The organism is Stenotrophomonas sp. YJH_SMC_130 (assembly GCF_059369035.1).
Map to the genome: position 1 here is coordinate 13,868 of NZ_JCAFSH010000006.1, position 17,631 is coordinate 31,498.

Sequence of the window (17,631 nt, forward strand, 5' to 3'; positions counted from 1 at the left end):
ATTGCGCCGTGCCCGCCAGCCGGCGGGGTCTGCTGGAAGACCACCGATGCGCAACGATCCCTTTTCCCGCTCGCCCCAAGGCCCGCAGCGACGCGGCCTGTTCGGCAACATCCGCTGGTGGGTGCTGCTGCTGGCGGCGGGCTATGCGGGGTTCTACTGGTTCTCCAATCGCACCGTCGATCCCTACACCGGCGAGAAGGTGATGATCGACAGCAGCCTGGATGCGCGCCAGGAGACCGCGCTCGGTCTGCAGGCCTACCAGCAGATCCTCTCGCAGGAACGGCCGATGGATCCGAATGCGCCGATCGCGCGCGATGTGCGCGACATCGCGCAGCGCCTGATCGCCAAGGTGGATGTGGTGGAGACCGCGCTGGCAAAGGAGCACGGCGTGCAGCCGGCGCATTTCGCGCGGGATTTCCAGTGGGAAGTGAATGTGATCCCGTCCGAGCAGGCCAATGCGTTCTGCCTGCCGGGCGGCAAGATGGCGGTCTACACCGGCCTGGTGCCGGTGGCGCGTACGCGTGATGCGATGGCGGTGGTGATGGGCCATGAGATCGCCCACGCGCTGCTGCGCCATGGTGCGCAGCGGATGGCGCAGCAGAAGCTGACCCAGATCGGGCAGATGGCCGGTGCCGCCAGCGGCATGGATGCGCAGCAGCAACAGATGATGATGTCGGCGATGGGCTACGGCTATCTGCTGCCCTATGCGCGCAGCCACGAGACGCAGGCCGACGAAGTGGGGCTGATGCTGGCCGCAGCGGCGTGCTTCGATCCCCGCGAGGCAGTGCCATTGTGGCAGCGCATGGGCCAGGCCAGTGGCGGCCAGGCGCCGCCGGAGTTCGCCTCCACCCACCCGAATCCGGGCACCCGCATCCAGAACCTGCAGGCACTGATGCCGAAGGCGCTCGAGTACCGGCAGAAGTTCTGCGAGCAGGCAAAGTAGGGGGTTGTTCGTCAGGGCTGCGCCCTGCACCTGCCGAAGCCAGAGCAACAGCAACAGCAACAGCAACAGCAACAGCAACAGCAACAGCAACAGCAACAGCAACAGCAACAGCAACAGCAACAGCAACAGCAACAGCAACAGCAACAGCGTGCATTCCGTGGGGTGGCGGGGTGGGTCCGGTTGCGGGGGCCGCTGCAAGTCCCCCTCCGGGGCCCGGCCCAGCCGCGGGCGGCTGTGCGTTCGGGCGCTTGCGAAGCAGTGCTTCGCAAGCAAAGCGCCCTCACCCATGTAAGCTCGGTCGCCGCATCCATGCGGCTCACGCCCCCGCAACCGGACCCACCCCGCCTTCGACAGATTTCTGCTGCTGTTGGTAGGTGTCGACCTTGGTCGACACGGTAGATCCATGCGATGCGTGGATGCTTTTCGATCTCGATTTGAAATATTCGATTCCGATGGAGAGTCATCCAGCATGGCGTGGATCTACACGATCGCGGAAAACTGTCAGAGGTGGGGCGGTGTCGGAGTGCGGGGTGTCAGCCGCATGGGCCCGAGGCATGCCTCGGGCGGGTTGGGCAGGACGCCCAACCCTGGTCTTGCCGTGTGCGCAGGAAAGCGCACACAAGCAAGCGGCTGCCAAGCCTACAGGGATGTACTTGCGGCGTCCCCGCACTCCGACATCGCCCCGCCATCCACGGATAGCCGGCTTTTGCTGTTGCTTCGACCTTTGATTGAAGCTCCGGCAGGTGCAGGGCGCAGCCCTGCCGAACCCCTTTACTTGACCTGCACGTCGATCACGCCGTCGCCGACGCGGGCCCGCAGGGCGTCACCGGGCTGTACCTGATCAACCTTCCGCACCAGGGTGCCATCATCGCTGCGGGTCAGGATGCTGTAGCCACGCGCCACGGTCGCCAGCGGGCTGACTGCTTCAAGTGAACGTGCCAGCCCGCGCAGTCGCAGTGCATCGCGCTCCAGCAGACGCTGCATCGCTGCCTGCGGTCGTCCGCGCAGGGTGGCCAGGCGGCGTTGCATCGTGTCGAGCTGGCGCTGTGGATGGTGCCCGCGCAGGACCGCCGCTGCATGGCGAAGCCGCGCGGCACGGCGCTCCTGCTGCTGGTTGAACGCGGCATGCAGGCGCCGGCCCAGATCGAGCTGGCGTCGACGCAGCAGGTCCAGTCGTGCCTGCGGGCTCTGGGCGTTCAGGCGCAACAGGGCGCGGTCGGCGCGCTGCATCGCCTGCTGCATCGCATGCCGTTGCAGCTGCACCATGCGGGCGGCCGTGCGGCGCAGGCGCAGGGCCAGTTCGCGCTGGTCGGGTACCAGCAGCTCGGCCGCCACCGAGGGCGTTGGTGCACGCAGGTCGGCGGCGAAGTCGCTCAGGCTGAAGTCGGTTTCGTGGCCCACCGCCGAGACCACCGGCGTGCGGCTGGCGGCGATCGCACGGGCCAGTGTTTCATCGTTGAAGGCCCACAGGTCTTCCAGCGAACCACCACCGCGGGTCAGCAGGATCACGTCGTAGCGGCCACTGGCATCGGCGGCCTGCAGCAGCCGGGTGATCTGCGCGGCGGCACTGCTGCCCTGTACCAGGGTTGGCAGCAGGTCCACTTCCAGCAGCGGGAAGCGCCGGCCGAGCACGCTCAGCACGTCGCGCACGGCGGCGCCGGTGGGCGAGGTGATCACGGCCAGGCGCTGCACGTGCGCCGGCAGCGGCCGCTTGCGTGCCGGGTCGAACAGGCCCTCGGCCTCCAGCCGTGCCTTCAGCTCCTCGAAGGCGCGGCGCAGCGCGCCTTCGCCGGCTTCCTCCATGTGGTCCAGCACCATCTGGTACTCGCCACGGGCGTCGTACAGGGTCACCTTGCCGCGCACCAGCACGCGCATGCCTTCGCGCGGCACGAACTTCAGGTACTGCGCCTTCATCCGGAACATCGCCGCACGCAGCTGCGCGCGCGCGTCCTTCAGGGGGAAGTAGAGGTGTCCGGAGGCAGGACGCGCCACGCTGCCCAGTTCGGCCTCGACCCAGATCGCCGGGAAGCTGCCTTCCAGCAGGTCGCGGGCCAGGGTGTTGAGCTGGCTGGGGGTGAGGATGTCGTTGTTGCGTGGCTGCATGGAAACGGCGTGCTGCGGGCGGAACGGGGGCTCAGGATCGCACGTCAGCGCGCTGTGTGCTGGCCCAGTGCCCACTGCACGTGTTCACGCACCAGCGGCGAGGGATCGTCGATGCGGGTCTGCAGCGCAGCCAGCGCTTCGGCCGAGGACGGCGCATTGCCCAGCGCCACGGCGATGTTGCGTAGCCAGCGCTCATGGCCGCTGCGCCTGATCGGGCTGCCTTCAGTGCGGCGCAGGAACTCGGCTTCGTCCCAGGCGAACAGCTGGTCCAGGCGCGCGGTATCGAGGTTGTTGCGCGCACGGAAATCGGCTTCGTCGGTGCGCTTGGCGAACTTGTTCCAGGGGCAGACCAGCTGGCAGTCGTCGCAGCCATAGATGCGGTTGCCGATCAGCGGGCGCATCTGTTCGGGAATGGCGCCGTCGTGTTCGATGGTCAGGTAGGAAATGCAGCGCCGCGCGTCCAGCCGCTGCGGGCCGGTGATGGCCTGGGTCGGGCAGACATCGATGCAGCGCGTGCAGGTGCCGCAGTGCGCCGTGGCCGGCGTATCGATCGGCAGTGGGATGTCGATGTAGATCTCGCCGATGAAGAACCAGGAACCGCCATGGCGGTCGATCAGGCAGGTGTGCTTGCCGATCCAGCCGAGCCCGGCGTTGCGGGCCAGTGCGCGCTCCAGGACGGGGGCGGAATCGACGAACACGCGGTAGCCCAGTGGCGCGACTTCGTCGTTGATCTGCGTGGCCAGCTTCTGCAGGCGGTTGCGCATCAGCTTGTGGTAGTCGCGGCCCAGCGCATAGCGCGCCACGTAGGCGCGGCCCGGGTCGGCCAGCGTCGCCCACGCTTCGGTGTCATCCTTGTGGCTGTAGTCCATGCCCACCGAGATCACGCGCACAGTGCCGGGCAACAGCTCGGCCGGTCGTGCGCGCAGGGTGCCGTGGCGCGCCATCCAGTCCATCGTGCCGTACAGGCCCTGGCCCAGCCAGTCGGCCAGGTGCGCCTCGTCCTCGCCGAGCTCGATACCGGCGATGCCGCAGCGCTGGAAGCCATGCGCGCGGGCCAGTTCGCGGATGCGCTGCACGGCCTGGGCTGGATCGACGGGGGAGGGGGCGAGGGACATGCGCACCAGTATAAAATCCCTGCATGGCCAACCTCGCCGATCTGTTCGATTCCGCTGCCGCGCGTGCGCTGGATGCCCAGGCGTCCACCCTGGCGGGGGATGCTGGCTGGGGACTGATGGCGCAGGCCGGCCAGGCCGCCTGGCAGTGCCTGCTGCAGCATTGGCCGCAGGCGCAGCGCATCGGCGTGGTGGTCGGTGCGGGCAACAATGGCGGCGACGGCCTCGTGCTGGCTCGCCACGCGTTGCAGGCCGGGCGCGAGGTGAGGGTGATCGCCCTGCCGGGCCGGGCGCCATCGACCGCGCTGGCGCAGCGTGCAACATCGGAGTTCAGGTCCGACGGCGGCGCCATCACCGAGTTCGACGGCGCGCTGCCCGAGGCCGACCTCTGGGTCGATGCCCTGTTCGGGCTGGGTTTCGAACGCGCGCCGGAGGGCGCGGCGCAGGCGCTGATCGTTGCGATCAATGCGCAGGCGGCACCTGTGCTGGCCCTGGATGTGCCCAGTGGCGTCGATGCCGACCGCGGTGCGGTACCCGGCGCGGCAGTACGCGCTGCGCGGACCCTGCAGTTCATCGTGGCCCATCGCGGGCTGTACACCGGCGACGCGCTGGATCATTGCGGGCACAAGGCCCTGGCACCCCTGCAGTTGCCCGCGGCCGCATGGCAAAGCGTGTCGCCTGCCGTGGAGTACTGGACGCAGGCACGGTTGCCGGCCCTGTTGCCGCCGCGCCGCGCCAATACCCACAAGGGTGAATCCGGCCACGTGCTGTGCGTCGGCGGCAACCACGGCAGCGGCGGTGCCATCGCCATGGCAGCCGAGGCCGCCTTGCGCGCAGGGGCGGGGCTGTTGAGCCTGGGCACCCGCCGCGACCACGTCGGTCCACTGCTGGCTCGGCTGCCCGAGGCGATGACCCACGCGTTGGAAGACGGCGAAGCGCTGCCGGCCTTGCTTGACAGGGCCAAGGTGGTGGCGATCGGGCCCGGTCTGGGCCAGGACGAATGGGCACGCGCACTGTTTGCGCGGGTGCTGGCCAGCGCCAAACCACTGGTGGTCGATGCCGACGCGCTGAACCTGCTGACGCAGGATCCGCGTGCCTTGCCCGGCGCCGTCCTCACACCGCACCCGGGCGAGGCCGCACGCCTGCTCGGCTGCAGCACCAGCGACATCCAGGCCGATCGCTACGCCTGTGCGCAGACGCTCGCCGAGCGTTTCCATGCGGTGGTGGTGTTGAAGGGCGCCGGCAGCATCGTGGCGGCGCCCGGGCAAACGCCCCGGTTGATCGCCGCCGGCAATCCCGGCATGGCCGTGGGGGGCATGGGCGACCTGCTCACCGGCATCATCGCCGGCCTGCGTGCGCAGGGCCTGGCCGCCTTCGATGCCGCCGCGGCGGGCGCGTTGCTGCATGCGCTGGCCGGCGACGCGGCTGCCGCTGACGGCGCACGCGGCCTGCTTCCTACTGATCTGCTGGCGCCGCTGCGGCGACTGGCCAACCCGGAACGCTTCCCATGACCGATTTCTTCCTTGCCGACAGCGACGCCACCGAACTGCTCGGGCAGTGGCTGGCGGCCACCCGGCCCCCGCAGGCGCTGATCGAACTGCGCGGCGACCTGGGCGCCGGCAAGTCGACCACGGCCCGCGCGCTGCTGCGGGCGCTGGGCGTGCAGGGCGCGATCCGCAGCCCCACCTACACCCTGGTCGAGCGCTATCCGCTGGCCAGTGGCGGTGAGGCGTGGCACCTGGACCTGTACCGCATCGGCCAGGCCGGTGAGCTGGATTTCCTCGGCCTGGACGAAGGCAGCGCGGTGCTGTGGCTGGTCGAATGGCCGGAACGGGGCGCCGGCGCGCTGCCGCCGACCGACCTGGTGGTGGCACTGGAGATCGAAGGACATGGGCGCCGCGCCAGTCTCACTGCGGGCAGCGACGTTGGACATGAATGGCTGAAACGGCTGCCCCAAGGGGGCGACTTGCAGGCCATTTCTGTCGGCTGACGAGAACAAAGATCGGCAGGTTACGGATTATTAAGGAAAAAGGTGTTGCATTCCGTTCAGCGCGGTGATTGAATCCTGAGCCATGCGCCCGGGGAACCGTCTCATCGCCATCTGTGCCGCCGTCGGACTGGGTCTGGCGAGCGTCAGTGCGTGGGCGGGTGAAGTCCGCCAGGTGCTGCTGAACACCGGCGCGACCGGCACCCGTGCCGAGATCTCACTGGTCGGCAGTGGCGGCTACAAGACCCTGTCGCTGGCCGGCCCGAACCGCCTGGTGGTCGATTTCCCCGACTCCAGCGCCGTACGCAACCTGAAGATGCCGGCCGCGCAGGGCGTGGTCACGGCGGTGCGTACCGGACAGCCGGTCCCGGGCACTTTCCGTGTCGTGTTCGACCTTGCCGAATCGGTGGCGCCGTTCCGCCCGCAGATGCAGCGCGAGGGCAATGAATCCAAGCTGGTGATCGAATGGCCGGGTGATGGCCCTGCCATGGCCACCAGCCGCCCGGCGACGCCACCGGCGGTGCAGCCGCAGGCGGCCGCTGTGGGGGGCTCAGTCGCGCCCACGCCGGCCGAGAACGCGCAGTCACGCACCGATGCTGCGCGGGCCACCGCCCTGCTGACCGCACAGGTGCAGCAGCAGGCCAGCGCCAGCGCCGCCGCACCCGCCACGCCGACCCCCGCACCGACCAGCGCGCCGGCCCAGGTTGCTGCGGCAGGCGTCGCGGCCAGCAGCACGCCTTCATCCTCGCCGGCTGCAATCCTCGCCGGCCAGCGCACTGCTGCGGTGGTGACCACGCCGCCGGCAACGGCCCCTACACCGGCACCGACGCCGGCCGAGCCGCCGCGTCCGGCCATGCCCAGCGATGCATCGCGCATCCGCATGCAGCCCGGCATGCGCCATCTTGTGGTGGCGATCGATCCCGGTCATGGTGGCCAGGACCCGGGTGCGATCGGCCCGACCGGCAAGCGTGAGAAGGATGTCACCCTGGCCGTGGCGCGTGAGCTGGCCCGCCAGGTCAACGCCACGCCGGGCCTGAAGGCCTACCTGACGCGCGACAGCGACGTGTTCATCCCGCTGCCGATGCGTGCGCAGAAGGCGCGTGCGAACAAGGCGGACATCTTCATTTCGATCCATGCCGACGCGGCCGAGAACCGCTCGGCCACGGGTTCGTCGGTGTACGTGCTGTCGACCAAGGGTGCCTCTTCGCAGCGCGCCCGCTGGCTGGCAGACAAGGAAAACGCGGCCGATCTGGTCGGTGGCGTTCGCCTGCAGCAGACCGAGGGCACGCTTGCCAATGTGCTGTTGGACCTGGCGCAGAGCGGCTACATGAAGGCGTCCGAAGACGCCGCCGGCCACGTGCTGGGCGGACTGAAGCGGATCGGCAACAACCACAAGCCGAACATCGAGCGCGCCAACTTCGCGGTGCTGCGCACGTCGGACATGCCAGCGATGCTGGTGGAAACGGCGTTCATCTCCAATCCGGATGAAGAGCGCCGCCTGACGGACCCGGCTTACCAGCGCAAGGTCGCTGGCGCTGTGCTGGATGGCGTGCACACCTTCTTCAGCCGCCAACCGCCGCCGGGCACGTTGTATGCTGCCCGCGCGCAGGCCGAGATCGACGCCGCAGCCACCATGGCCGGCGGCAGCAAATAACCCGCCGAAGGCGGGTTTCTGCTTTCTGCAGAGTCGAGCCGCGCTCGACTGGGCCTTGCCGGTAGCCCGTCAGTCGAGCATGGCTCGACTCTACCCTCGGCCGCTCCGTTATCATCCCCGCATGACGTCTGCTACCCATCCGCGCCCGATCCGGCCGTTGCCGGAGATCCTGATCAACCAGATCGCCGCCGGCGAAGTGGTCGAACGACCCGCGTCGGTGGTCAAGGAGCTGGTCGAGAACGCGATCGACGCCGGCGCCAGCCGAGTTGATATCGATCTTGAAGAGGGCGGCGTGCGCCTGATCCGCATCCGCGACAACGGCAGTGGCATCGCGCCCGAGCAGTTGCCACTGGCAGTGTCGCGCCATGCCACCAGCAAGATCGCCGATCTTGACGATCTCGAATCGGTGGCCACGCTCGGTTTCCGGGGAGAAGCGCTGCCGTCGATCGCATCGGTCAGCCGCTTCACCCTGTGCTCGCGCCGCGCGCACGACGAGCACGGTTCGGCACTGCAGATCGAAGGCGGCAAGATCGGCGAGGTGACCCCGCGCGCGCATGCGCCGGGCACCACGGTGGAAGTGCGTGAGTTGTTCTACAACGTGCCGGCGCGGCGCAAGTTCCTGCGCGCCGAGCGTACCGAACTGGGCCATATCGAAGAGTGGCTGCGTTCGCTGGCGCTGGCGCGGCCGGATGTCGAGCTGCGCGTGTCGCACAACGGCAAGGCCTCGCGGCGCTACAAGCCGGGCGATCTGTATTCCGATGCACGCCTTGCCGAAACGCTGGGCGAGGATTTCGCCAACCAGGCCGTGCGCGTGGACCACAGTGGCGCCGGCCTGCGCCTGCATGGCTGGATTGCGCAGCCGCATTATTCGCGCGCGAGCGCCGACCAGCAGTACCTGTACGTCAACGGTCGCTCAGTGCGTGACCGCAGCGTCGCCCACGCAGTGAAGATGGCCTACGGCGACGTGCTGTATCACGGCCGCCAGCCGGCCTATGTGCTGTTCCTCGAACTGGATCCGACCCGCGTCGACGTCAACGTGCATCCGGCCAAGCACGAGGTGCGCTTCCGCGATTCGCGGCTGGTCCACGATTTCGTCTATCGCACGTTGAAGGATGCGCTGGCCGATACCCGTGCAGGCATGTCGGCGCAGGAGATCGGTGCCGGCCCCGCACATCCGGCGGACGCCGCCGCCGTCCCGACGGCATCGAGCGCCGGCGCGTCGGGGTTCGGGCTGGTGCGTGGGGCTGCGCCCGGCTCGGGAGGTGGTGGTGGCGGATTTTCAGGCTGGCGTCCGCAGCAGCCGCTGGGCCTGCAGGTGGCCGATGCACCGGCCGCCTACGCCGCGCTGTATGCCACGCCGGCCGGTGCCGAACGCGCAGCGGCGTTGCCGCCGATGCCGAGCGAGAACGGGTTGCCGGTGACCAGTGCCGACGCGGGTGTACCGCCGCTGGGCTACGCGATCGCGCAGCTGCATGGCATCTACATCCTGGCCGAGAACGCTGAAGGCCTGATCGTGGTCGACATGCATGCGGCCCACGAACGCATCGGCTACGAGCGCCTGAAGAATGCGCACGATGGCATCGGCCTGCAGTCGCAGCCGTTGCTGGTGCCGATCACGCTGGCGGTGGGCGAGCGCGAGGCCGACACCGCCGAAAGCGAAGCCGACACACTGGCGGCGCTCGGCTTCGAGGTGACCCGGGCCGGCCCCGGGTCGCTGCACGTGCGCAGCATTCCGGCACTGCTGGCGCATGCCGAACCGGAAGGACTGCTGCGCGACGTGCTGACCGACCTGCGCGAGCATGGCCAGAGCCGCCGCGTGGCCAGTGCACGCGACGAGCTGCTGTCGACCATGGCCTGCCATGGCGCGGTGCGTGCCAACCGGCGCCTGACCGTGCCGGAAATGAACGCGCTGCTGCGCGACATGGAAATCACCGAACGGTCCGGCCAGTGCAACCACGGCCGACCGACCTGGGCCCGTTTTTCGCTGGCGGAGATCGACCGCTGGTTCCTGCGCGGACGTTGAGGGGAGCATCGATGCGTTATCGGGGAGTGGCGGGCCTGCTGGCCGCCGTGGTGTTGGCCGCCTGCAGCCCGGCAGCTCCGCCGGCGCCGACGGTCGCTGAAGATCCGGCCTACGCGGCCGCGCAGCAGCAATGGCGTGTAGCGCGCTACCAGGACCTGACCCGGCCCGATGGCTGGACGGCCCTGGTCGGCCTGCACTGGCTGCAGAACAAATCCCATTTCGTTGGCAGCGGCGCCACCAACGGCATCCGCCTGACGGTTGGCCCGGACAGGCTGGGCCTGCTGCGCCGCGACGGGACGCAGTGGTGGTTCACGCCTGAAGCCGGTGTCGATGTCAGCCACGACGGCCAGCCGGTGCGTGGCCGCATCCGCGTCGACACCGACAAGGACGCGCAGCCGACGCTGCTGGCCTTCGATGGCGGCAAGGGCCAGCTCAGCATCATCCGCCGGGGGCCACGGGACGCGCTGCGGGTCAAGCATGCCGAGGCACCGGCGCGGCGTGATTTCGCCGGCCTGCAGTACTGGCCTGGCGGCGCGGACTGGCAGGTGCAGGCGCGCTTCATCGCGCATCCGCCGGGGAAGACCTTGCCGATCGTCGACATCACTGGCCTGACCACCGAGATGCCCAATGCCGGTGCGGTGGAGTTCGAACGTGATGGCCGCAGCTGGCGCCTGGAGGCCATCGGTGCGGCCGGGCAGCCACTGTTCCTGATCTTCGCCGACCGCACCAGCGGCCGCGGCAGCTATCCGGCCGGGCGCTATCTGGATACCGAGGCCCCCGCTGCAGACGGCACGGTGCGCATCGATTTCAACCATGCCTACAACCCACCGTGCGCGTTCACCGCCTACGCGACCTGCCCGCTGGCGCCGCCGGAAAACCGGTTGGACCTGCGCGTGGAAGCGGGCGAGAAGGCCTACCACCTGCCTGAAGGAGAAGGCTGACCATGCCGATCAAACACCTGTTCCGTGCCGCGCTGCTGCTGGCGGCCTGCGCAGTGGCGCCACTGGCCACGGCCCGCGATGGCCAGGCCAGCCCTGCCGCGGCCGCGGCCGCAACCGCAACGGCGGCCAAGCCGCCGGTACCCCTGTTGTGGAAAGTCACCGGCCCGGGCGATGCACGCGTGTACCTGCTGGGATCGTTCCATCTGCTGAAGCCACAGGACTACCCGCTGTCGCCCGATGTCGAGCAGGCGTTCGAAGCCTCGCAGCGGGTGGTGTTCGAACTGTCGCCGGAAGACATGCAATCGCCCCAGCTGGCCAGCCGCATGGTGCAGGCCGCGACCCGCACCGATGGCAGCGAGCTGAAGCGTGATCTGGATGCGGCCACCTGGCAGAAGCTGCAGGCCTTTGCTGCCCAGAACCAGTTGCCGCTGGCGCAGATGCAGGGCATGAAGCCCTGGTTCGTCGGCCTGAGCATTTCGATCGGGCAGATGCAGAAGCTGGGCCTGGACCCGGCGCTGGGCCTGGACCGCCACTTCATGGAGCGCGCGCAGAAGACCGGCCGCAAGACCGCGGGACTGGAAGATATCGATACCCAGATCGGCATGCTGGACGGGATGACGGTGCAGGAACAGCGGCAGATGCTGGCCGAAGCACTGGACCAGGCCGGCAAGGCCGATGAGCAGGCGCGGCTGCTGCATGATGCATGGCGTCGCGGCGACGAGCGCCTGCTGTGGACCAAGATGGCGGCAGAGATGCGCCAGCAGTATCCGCAGCTGTACCAGCGCATCAACACCGGTCGCAACGATGCCTGGGTGCCGAAGCTGCAGCCGTACCTGCAGGCCGGGCAGGGCGGTACGCTGGTGGTGGTCGGCACGCTGCACCTGCTGGGCAGTGATGGCGTGGTCGAGAAGCTGAGGGCGAAGGGCTACAAGGTCGAGCGCGTGTGCACGGGGTGCAAGGCCAAACGCTGACGCACGGTTGGCGCGATGCCAAACAAGACGGCGCGCCAGGGGCGCGCCGTTTTCGTCTCAGCCGTTGCTGCAGCTCAGCGGCGGGTCTTGCCGCCGGTGCCGGTACCGGTGCCGGGTTCGCCGGGCTTGTTGCCGGTTCCCGTTCCGGTGCCGCCCGGGCGCGGGCCACCGAAGCCGCTGCCCATGCTGCGCTGGAATTCCTGCCACAGCTCCAGATTGCGCTCGGTCAGCTGGTTCATCATCGCCCACGGGGTCTGGCCCAGCAGGTTGCCCATCTGCTGGCGGAACTGCTGCTGCTGGTCGAGGAAGACCTGCATGCTGCGCTCCAGGTAGTTGCCCATGAAGCCCTGCAGGGAATCGCCGTAGAAGCGGATCAGCTGGCTCAGCAGCTGGGTGGACAGCATCGGTTCGCCGTCCTGTTCCTGGTCGGCGATGATCTGCAGCAGGACCGAACGGGTGAGGTCGTCGCCGCTCTTGGCGTCGCGGACTTCGAAGTCTTCACCGTCCAGGATCAGCTGGCGCACGTCCTCGATGGTGATGTAGCTGGAGATCTCGGTGTCGTAGAGACGGCGGTTCGGATACTTCTTGATGATGCGGGTCGCAGCCATGAAGCGGTACTCGTCACAGTAGACGCGCAGCATGGCGCAGTGCAGCAGCGGTTGCAACCGCCCCAGCCCCCGCCAGGCTTGGCTTTCAGCAGCGATCATGTTGCGCAGCAAGGGTTTGCGTGCTGCGCAGCATGACCATCGGCAGGGGCCGTCAGCGCACGCCGCAGCGGCCCCTGCGCGGCTTACCAGCCCATGTGGTGGCCGCCGTTGATGTCCAGGTTGCTGCCGGTGATCCATGAGGCTTCCTCGGCCACCAGGAAGGACACGCCATAGGCGATTTCCTCCGGCTTGCCGAGGCGCCCGGTGGGGATATCGGCGATGATCTTGGCGCGCACGTCCTCCGGAACCGCCATCACCATGTCGGTGGCGACGTAGCCGGGCGAAATGGTGTTCACGGTGATGCCGAAGCCGGCGTTCTCGCGGGCCAGCGAAATGGTGAAGCCGTGCATGCCGGCCTTGGCCGCGGCGTAGTTGGCCTGGCCGTACTGGCCCTTCAGGCCGTTGATCGAGCTGATCTGGATGACCCGGCCCCATCCGCGGCGCCGCATGCCTTCGATGACCGGACGGGTGACGTTGAACACCGAATTGAGGTTGGTGTTGATCACATCGTGCCACTGGTCCGCGCGCATGCGGTGGAACGTTGTGTCGCGGGTGATGCCGGCGTTGTTGACCAGGATCTCGACCGGGCCCAGCTCGGCCTCGACCGCACGCACCAGCGCCTCGGCGCTGCCTGGATCGGAGACATCGCCCGGGAAGATCGACACGTTGTAGCCGCGCTCGGTCATCGCCTGCTGCCATGCGCGGGCCTTGTCCTCGTCGCGGTAATTGGTGGCGACCCGGTGGCCCTGGTCGGCCAGGCGTTGGCAGATGGCGGTACCGATGCCGCCGGTTCCGCCGGTGACCAGTGCGACGCGAGATGTCATGGAGTGCTGTCCGGGAATCAGATGGGGGAAGGGGGATTCTGCAACATCGGCGCGGAAAGTGCGCCGGCCGGCAACAGGATGTCGGTCCGCGGCAGTCGAACCGGGTCGAATGCCCGTTGCGCAGCGTGCAGCAGCGCATCCCGGTCATCGGCGCCGTCCAGTGCGGCAGGGGCCTGGCCCAGCAGCTGCCAGAGCGCGCGCATTACCGGCACCGGCCTTGTACTGTCCACCGGCAGCGACGCCAGCGACTTGGACAGTTTGTGGCCGGGGGCGTCGAGCAGCAGCGGCAGGTGCCAGTAGCGCGGCACGGCCAGGCCCAGCGCCTGCTGCAGCAGGATCTGCCGCGCGGTGGAATCGAGCAGATCGGCGCCGCGCACCACTTCGGTCACCCCCTGCGCGGCGTCATCGACCACCACCGCCAGCTGGTAGGCCCAGCAGCCGTCGGCACGGCGCAGCACGAAGTCGCCGACTTCGGCATGCACGTCCTGCTGCTGCGGGCCACGCAGGCCATCGTCGAAGTGCACGACGCTGCCCGGTGGCACGCGGAAGCGGACGGCGGGGTCCGGTCGCGGTTGCCGCGCAACGCAGCGGTGGTGGATGCCGCCGCTGGCAGCCAGTTCGCTGCGGCTGCAGTGGCAGATGAAGGCCTGGTCGCTGGCCAGCAGCACGTCCAGCGCGGCCTGGTAGGCCTCGCCTCGAGCGCTCTGCCACAGGACCGGGCCGTCGTGGACCAGGCCGAACGCAGCCAGTGCCTGCAGCTGTGACTGCGCGGCGCCGGGCACGGTACGCGGCGGGTCAACGTCTTCGATGCGCAGCCGCCACAGGCCGCCGTGGTGGCGGGCCAGCAGCCAGCTGCCGAAGGCGGCAAGCAGGGATCCGGGGTGGAGCAGGCCGGTCGGCGAGGGCGCGAAGCGGCCGCAGGGAACAATGGCGGTCATGCAGGCTGAATCGTCGGTCAGGTTGGCGCTTGAATTCAAGCTGAGCGCACCGCAAATTGACGGATATCGACCCCTTCCGAGCCGGATTTTCCCATGTTCACCCGTATTGCCCTGTTCCTGGCGACCAACCTCGCGGTCCTGATCCTGGCCGGCATCGTCATGTCGATCCTGGGCGTGGACGCGCGTTCGATGAGCGGCCTGCTGGTGATGGCCGGCATCTTCGGTTTCGGTGGCTCCTTCATCTCGCTGCTGCTGTCCAAGTGGATGGCCAAGCGCTCCACCGGTGCGGTGGTGATCACCGAGCCGCGCAACCAGACCGAGCGCTGGCTGCTGGCCACGGTCGAGCGCCAGGCCAAGGCCGCCGGCATCGGCATGCCGGAAGTGGCGGTCTATGACGGCCCGGAGATCAATGCCTTCGCCACCGGTGCCAACCGCAACAACGCGCTGGTGGCCGTGTCCACCGGCCTGCTGCACAACATGAGCGAGGACGAGGCCGAAGCGGTGCTGGGCCACGAGATCGCCCACGTCGCCAACGGTGACATGATCACCATGGCGCTGCTGCAGGGCGTGCTGAACACCTTCGTGATCGTGCTGGCCCGCGTGGTCGGCGGTATCATCGACAGCGCGCTGTCGGGCAACCGCGAAGGCGGCGGCCGTGGCTTTGCCTACTACATCATCGTGTTCGTGCTGGAGATGGTGTTTGGCCTGTTCGCCACGATGATCTCGATGTGGTTCTCGCGCCACCGCGAGTTCCGCGCCGATGCCGGCGGTGCCGCGCTGGCCGGTCGCCAGAAGATGATCGCCGCGCTGGAGCGCCTGCAGCTCAACCACGGCCAGAGCACGCTGCCGACCCAGATTGCCGCGTTCGGTATTGCCGGTTCGACGGCGAAGAAGCTGTTCATGAGCCATCCGCCGCTGGAAGAGCGCATTGCCGCGCTGCGGGCGTCGACGGTGGCGTAAGCTTCTGCTTTCAAGATAGTGCAGGAACGCCTGGCCTCGCGCCGGGCGTTTTTGTTTGCGCGCCGATGCATTGGTGGCGCCGGGTACGACCTGGCGAGAGTCGTTTCCGCGACCGCGGAGGGGTGTCACTTTCTTTGCTCGTGCAAAGAAAGTAACCAAAGAAACACGCCGCCGGGGCGCGAGCCGTCGCTACGCGCCGGTACCCTGCGCTTCTCGGCGAATCAGGGGACGGCGCCGAACTCGCTGCGCTCAGACACCGGCGCCTCTTCGCCCCTGATTCGCCTGCGATGCTCGGCTCGCTCAAGGCGGACTGGAAGATCAAGATCAAGAACAACAGCATCCACCCGTCGCGAAGATGTACTGGGTGCAGCTGTGGCATTTGACCTTGGGTCCGCCTTGAGCGAGCCGAGCACCGCAGGTCCGGCGAGGGCGAAGAGGTGCGGGTGTCTGAGCGCAGCGAGTTCCCGCACCGTCCCTCGGCGGGCCGAGGAGCGCAGGGCACCGGCGTGCGCAGCGCGTCGGCTCGCGGCCGGCGGAGCGTTTCTTTGGTTACTTTCTTTGCGCGCAAAGAAAGTGACAAGCACGATCACCGCGGATACGGGAACGGCACCTTCGCAGGTGCCGTCTCCATGAATCGCTTTTACACGGAATCTCAGAACTTCGCGTCAAACTCCGCCGCGTAACCGGTGTTCACCAGCACCTTCTGCAGCGACTCGGCCACCTTCAGGTTGCCGGCCACGATCTGGTGGGTCTCCGGGCCACGGTTGTCCATGCGGCCCAGGGTCGCGCCCTTGAAGTCACAGACCTTGCCGCCCGCCTCGCGGACCAGCAGCAGGCCGGCAGCGATGTCCCACGCCTTCACGCCGGCTTCGAAGTAGGCATCGGCACGGCCGCAGGCCACGTAGGCCAGGTCCAGTGCCGCCGAACCGGTGCGGCGGATGTCCTCGCCGTGCACCAGCAGGGCGTCGACCGCCTTCAGCTGGGCGCTGGCGCGGCTGCGCTCGCGCGGGGCGAAACCGGTGTGGATCATCGTGCCTTCCAGGTCCTTGCGGTCGGCCACGCGGATGCGGCGGTCGTTCAGCACGGCGCCGGCACCCCGGCTGGCGGTGAACAGTTCATTGCGCAGCGGGTCGAAGATGACCGCGTCGGTCGGCTCGCCGTTCTCGACCAGCGCGATCGACACGCAGTAGTGCGGCACGCCACGCAGGTAGTTGCTGGTGCCGTCCAGCGGGTCGATGACCCACATCTGGCGGCGCTCGCCCTGCACGCCACCTTCTTCGCCGAAGATGCCGTAGTCCGGGTAAGCGCGCTTGAGTTCCTTGACGATGACCTTTTCCGCGTCCGCATCCACTTCGCTGGCGTAGTCCATCCGGCCCTTCTGCACCACGTTCAGTGCCTCGAGCTTGTTGATGTTGCGCAACAGGACGTTGCCGGCGAGGCGGGCGGCCTTGACCATGACGGTGACGGCGGGTTTCTGCATGGCGTGGGCTCCCGGAAAGGCAGAAGAGATGGACTGGCGGGGGAAAAGAGCGGGTCCGGCGCAGTGGCCGGCCGCACAGTTTACCATTGGTCATCGTCCAGCTCGACCTTTTCCCTGTTCATGTCCCAGTTTCCCGCCGCCACCCGCCTCCGATTCGTCCTGGTCGGTACCCAGCACCCCGGCAACATGGGGGCCGCCGCCCGTGCCCTGAAGACCATGGGCCTGGCCCGCCTGGTGCTGGTCGCCCCCGAGAAACCGCTGGACGAGGAGGCCTTCCGCCGCTCGGCCGGTGCCGAAGATGTGCTGGGGGACGCCCCGGTGGTGGCCACCCTGGCCGAGGCCGTGGCCGATTGCCGCCTGGTGCTGGGCTGCACCGCGCGTGCCCGCCGCGTGCAGCTGGAGGAGTACCTGCCGGCCGATGCCGCCGCTCGTGCGGTGGCCAAGGCGGGAGAGGGCGCCGAGGTGGCGCTGGTGTTCGGCCGTGAGCGCACTGGCCTGACCAACGAGGAGCTGCAGCTCTGCCACGCCGCAGTGCACATCCCGTCAGACCCGGCGTTCAGTTCGCTCAACCTGGCGGCCGCCGTACAGGTGCTGGCCTATGAAACGCGCATGCAGCTGCTGGGCGCGCAGCCGGCCCCCAATGCCGAGCCCGGCTTCCGCGAACAGGCAGCAAGCCATGAACAGATGGAGAGCTTCTTCGCCCAGCTCGGTGACACGCTGGACGAGATCGATTTCCACAAGGGCCGCGCCCCGGAATCGGCGATGCGCAAGCTGCGCCGGCTGTTCCTGCGCAGCGAGCCGAGCGAGCAGGAAGTGCGCCTGCTGCGCGGCATCCTTGCCGACACCCAGCGGATGGCGCGGCTGGCACAGGCGGGCAACAAGGACAGCTGACGACGTTCTCATTTTTTCGGGTAGTCTGTCCGGATACCCAGGGGGGATGAAGCCTGTGTCGGGTCTGCGAAGGGCAGTGCAGAGGGGACTGCTGAGC

Annotated in this window: 15 protein-coding genes; 9 read left to right on the forward strand and 6 right to left on the reverse strand. The window is 68.4% G+C overall.

Translation table 11 applies throughout. From position 1 onward, the window contains the following. Nucleotides 1-46: 46 nt before the first annotated feature. Nucleotides 47-943, forward strand: a complete 897-nt coding sequence (locus tag AC5P5V_RS10215) for a M48 family metallopeptidase (protein ID WP_231352217.1) — start codon at nt 47-49, stop codon at nt 941-943. A gap of 771 nt (nt 944-1,714) precedes the next feature. Here the strand turns inward: AC5P5V_RS10215 and xseA are convergent. Both xseA and queG read right to left on the reverse strand, forming a co-directional pair. Continuing rightward, nucleotides 1,715-3,046: an exodeoxyribonuclease VII large subunit gene (gene xseA / locus AC5P5V_RS10220; protein WP_495215870.1), complete on the reverse strand. Its 1,332-nt coding sequence runs from the start codon at nt 3,044-3,046 to the stop codon at nt 1,715-1,717. 44 nt (nt 3,047-3,090) lie between these two features. After that, on the reverse strand, nt 3,091-4,161 hold the full coding sequence (gene queG / locus AC5P5V_RS10225) for a tRNA epoxyqueuosine(34) reductase QueG (protein WP_061478065.1): 1,071 nt from the start codon (nt 4,159-4,161) through the stop codon (nt 3,091-3,093). Between the two features lie 23 nt (nt 4,162-4,184). Between queG and AC5P5V_RS10230 the strand changes: the two genes are divergently transcribed. The 6 genes from AC5P5V_RS10230 (at nt 4,185) to AC5P5V_RS10255 (ending at nt 11,734) form a co-directional block, all read left to right on the forward strand. Continuing rightward, entirely contained in the window at nt 4,185-5,669 is a 1,485-nt protein-coding gene (locus AC5P5V_RS10230) for an NAD(P)H-hydrate dehydratase (protein ID WP_231352216.1), read from the forward strand. Then, nucleotides 5,666-6,148, forward strand: a complete 483-nt coding sequence (gene tsaE / locus AC5P5V_RS10235) for a tRNA (adenosine(37)-N6)-threonylcarbamoyltransferase complex ATPase subunit type 1 TsaE (protein WP_180868293.1) — start codon at nt 5,666-5,668, stop codon at nt 6,146-6,148. The genes AC5P5V_RS10230 and tsaE overlap by 4 nt, the downstream gene beginning before the upstream one ends. An 82-nt stretch (nt 6,149-6,230) precedes the next feature. Then, nucleotides 6,231-7,799 carry an N-acetylmuramoyl-L-alanine amidase gene (locus AC5P5V_RS10240; RefSeq protein WP_154351146.1) on the forward strand — a complete coding sequence of 523 codons (1,569 nt, stop codon included), beginning with the start codon at nt 6,231-6,233 and terminating at the stop codon, nt 7,797-7,799. Nucleotides 7,800-7,920: 121 nt separating this feature from the next. Next, on the forward strand, nt 7,921-9,822 hold the full coding sequence (gene mutL / locus AC5P5V_RS10245) for a DNA mismatch repair endonuclease MutL (RefSeq protein WP_061478061.1): 1,902 nt from the start codon (nt 7,921-7,923) through the stop codon (nt 9,820-9,822). Nucleotides 9,823-9,833: 11 nt separating this feature from the next. Further along, entirely contained in the window at nt 9,834-10,763 is a 930-nt protein-coding gene (locus AC5P5V_RS10250) for a DUF1684 domain-containing protein (protein WP_134969527.1), read from the forward strand. 2 nt (nt 10,764-10,765) lie between these two features. After that, nucleotides 10,766-11,734, forward strand: coding sequence for a TraB/GumN family protein (locus AC5P5V_RS10255; RefSeq protein ID WP_231352215.1), 969 nt, complete (start codon nt 10,766-10,768; stop codon nt 11,732-11,734). Between the two features lie 74 nt (nt 11,735-11,808). Here the strand turns inward: AC5P5V_RS10255 and phaR are convergent, their stop codons facing one another. From phaR to gluQRS, 3 genes are all read right to left on the reverse strand, one after another. Next, nucleotides 11,809-12,342 carry a polyhydroxyalkanoate synthesis repressor PhaR gene (phaR, locus tag AC5P5V_RS10260; RefSeq protein WP_005417756.1) on the reverse strand — a complete coding sequence of 178 codons (534 nt, stop codon included), beginning with the start codon at nt 12,340-12,342 and terminating at the stop codon, nt 11,809-11,811. Between the two features lie 182 nt (nt 12,343-12,524). After that, nucleotides 12,525-13,265, reverse strand: coding sequence for an acetoacetyl-CoA reductase (gene phbB, locus AC5P5V_RS10265; RefSeq protein WP_111200717.1), 741 nt, complete (start codon nt 13,263-13,265; stop codon nt 12,525-12,527). A gap of 17 nt (nt 13,266-13,282) precedes the next feature. Next, the gene (gluQRS, locus tag AC5P5V_RS10270) at nt 13,283-14,203 is read right to left on the reverse strand and encodes a tRNA glutamyl-Q(34) synthetase GluQRS (protein WP_134969068.1); all 921 of its coding nucleotides are present in this window, start codon (nt 14,201-14,203) and stop codon (nt 13,283-13,285) included. A gap of 93 nt (nt 14,204-14,296) precedes the next feature. On the opposite strand from gluQRS, the gene htpX reads away from it, so the two are divergent. After that, complete coding sequence (htpX, locus tag AC5P5V_RS10275) at nt 14,297-15,163, forward strand: protease HtpX (protein ID WP_061478057.1); 867 nt, start codon at nt 14,297-14,299, stop codon at nt 15,161-15,163. A gap of 652 nt (nt 15,164-15,815) precedes the next feature. Here the strand turns inward: htpX and AC5P5V_RS10280 are convergent. After that, nucleotides 15,816-16,643, reverse strand: coding sequence for an inositol monophosphatase family protein (locus tag AC5P5V_RS10280; protein ID WP_005417749.1), 828 nt, complete (start codon nt 16,641-16,643; stop codon nt 15,816-15,818). A gap of 120 nt (nt 16,644-16,763) precedes the next feature. On the opposite strand from AC5P5V_RS10280, the gene AC5P5V_RS10285 reads away from it, so the two are divergent. Then, entirely contained in the window at nt 16,764-17,534 is a 771-nt protein-coding gene (locus AC5P5V_RS10285) for an RNA methyltransferase (RefSeq protein ID WP_061478056.1), read from the forward strand. The last annotated feature ends 97 nt before the right edge of the window (nt 17,535-17,631 follow it).

Excerpts from the sequence above, each read along its gene's own strand:
- AC5P5V_RS10215 (WP_231352217.1), top strand. The coding sequence starts at position 47 with ATGCGCAACGATCCCTTTTCCCGCTCGCCCCAAGGCCCGCAGCGACGC.
- xseA (WP_495215870.1), bottom strand. The coding sequence starts at position 3,046 with ATGCAGCCACGCAACAACGACATCCTCACCCCCAGCCAGCTCAACACC.
- queG (WP_061478065.1), bottom strand. The coding sequence starts at position 4,161 with ATGTCCCTCGCCCCCTCCCCCGTCGATCCAGCCCAGGCCGTGCAGCGC.
- AC5P5V_RS10230 (WP_231352216.1), top strand. The coding sequence starts at position 4,185 with ATGGCCAACCTCGCCGATCTGTTCGATTCCGCTGCCGCGCGTGCGCTG.
- tsaE (WP_180868293.1), top strand. The coding sequence starts at position 5,666 with ATGACCGATTTCTTCCTTGCCGACAGCGACGCCACCGAACTGCTCGGG.
- AC5P5V_RS10240 (WP_154351146.1), top strand. The coding sequence starts at position 6,231 with ATGCGCCCGGGGAACCGTCTCATCGCCATCTGTGCCGCCGTCGGACTG.
- mutL (WP_061478061.1), top strand. The coding sequence starts at position 7,921 with ATGACGTCTGCTACCCATCCGCGCCCGATCCGGCCGTTGCCGGAGATC.
- AC5P5V_RS10250 (WP_134969527.1), top strand. The coding sequence starts at position 9,834 with ATGCGTTATCGGGGAGTGGCGGGCCTGCTGGCCGCCGTGGTGTTGGCC.
- AC5P5V_RS10255 (WP_231352215.1), top strand. The coding sequence starts at position 10,766 with ATGCCGATCAAACACCTGTTCCGTGCCGCGCTGCTGCTGGCGGCCTGC.
- phaR (WP_005417756.1), bottom strand. The coding sequence starts at position 12,342 with ATGGCTGCGACCCGCATCATCAAGAAGTATCCGAACCGCCGTCTCTAC.
- phbB (WP_111200717.1), bottom strand. The coding sequence starts at position 13,265 with ATGACATCTCGCGTCGCACTGGTCACCGGCGGAACCGGCGGCATCGGT.
- gluQRS (WP_134969068.1), bottom strand. The coding sequence starts at position 14,203 with ATGACCGCCATTGTTCCCTGCGGCCGCTTCGCGCCCTCGCCGACCGGC.
- htpX (WP_061478057.1), top strand. The coding sequence starts at position 14,297 with ATGTTCACCCGTATTGCCCTGTTCCTGGCGACCAACCTCGCGGTCCTG.
- AC5P5V_RS10280 (WP_005417749.1), bottom strand. The coding sequence starts at position 16,643 with ATGCAGAAACCCGCCGTCACCGTCATGGTCAAGGCCGCCCGCCTCGCC.
- AC5P5V_RS10285 (WP_061478056.1), top strand. The coding sequence starts at position 16,764 with ATGTCCCAGTTTCCCGCCGCCACCCGCCTCCGATTCGTCCTGGTCGGT.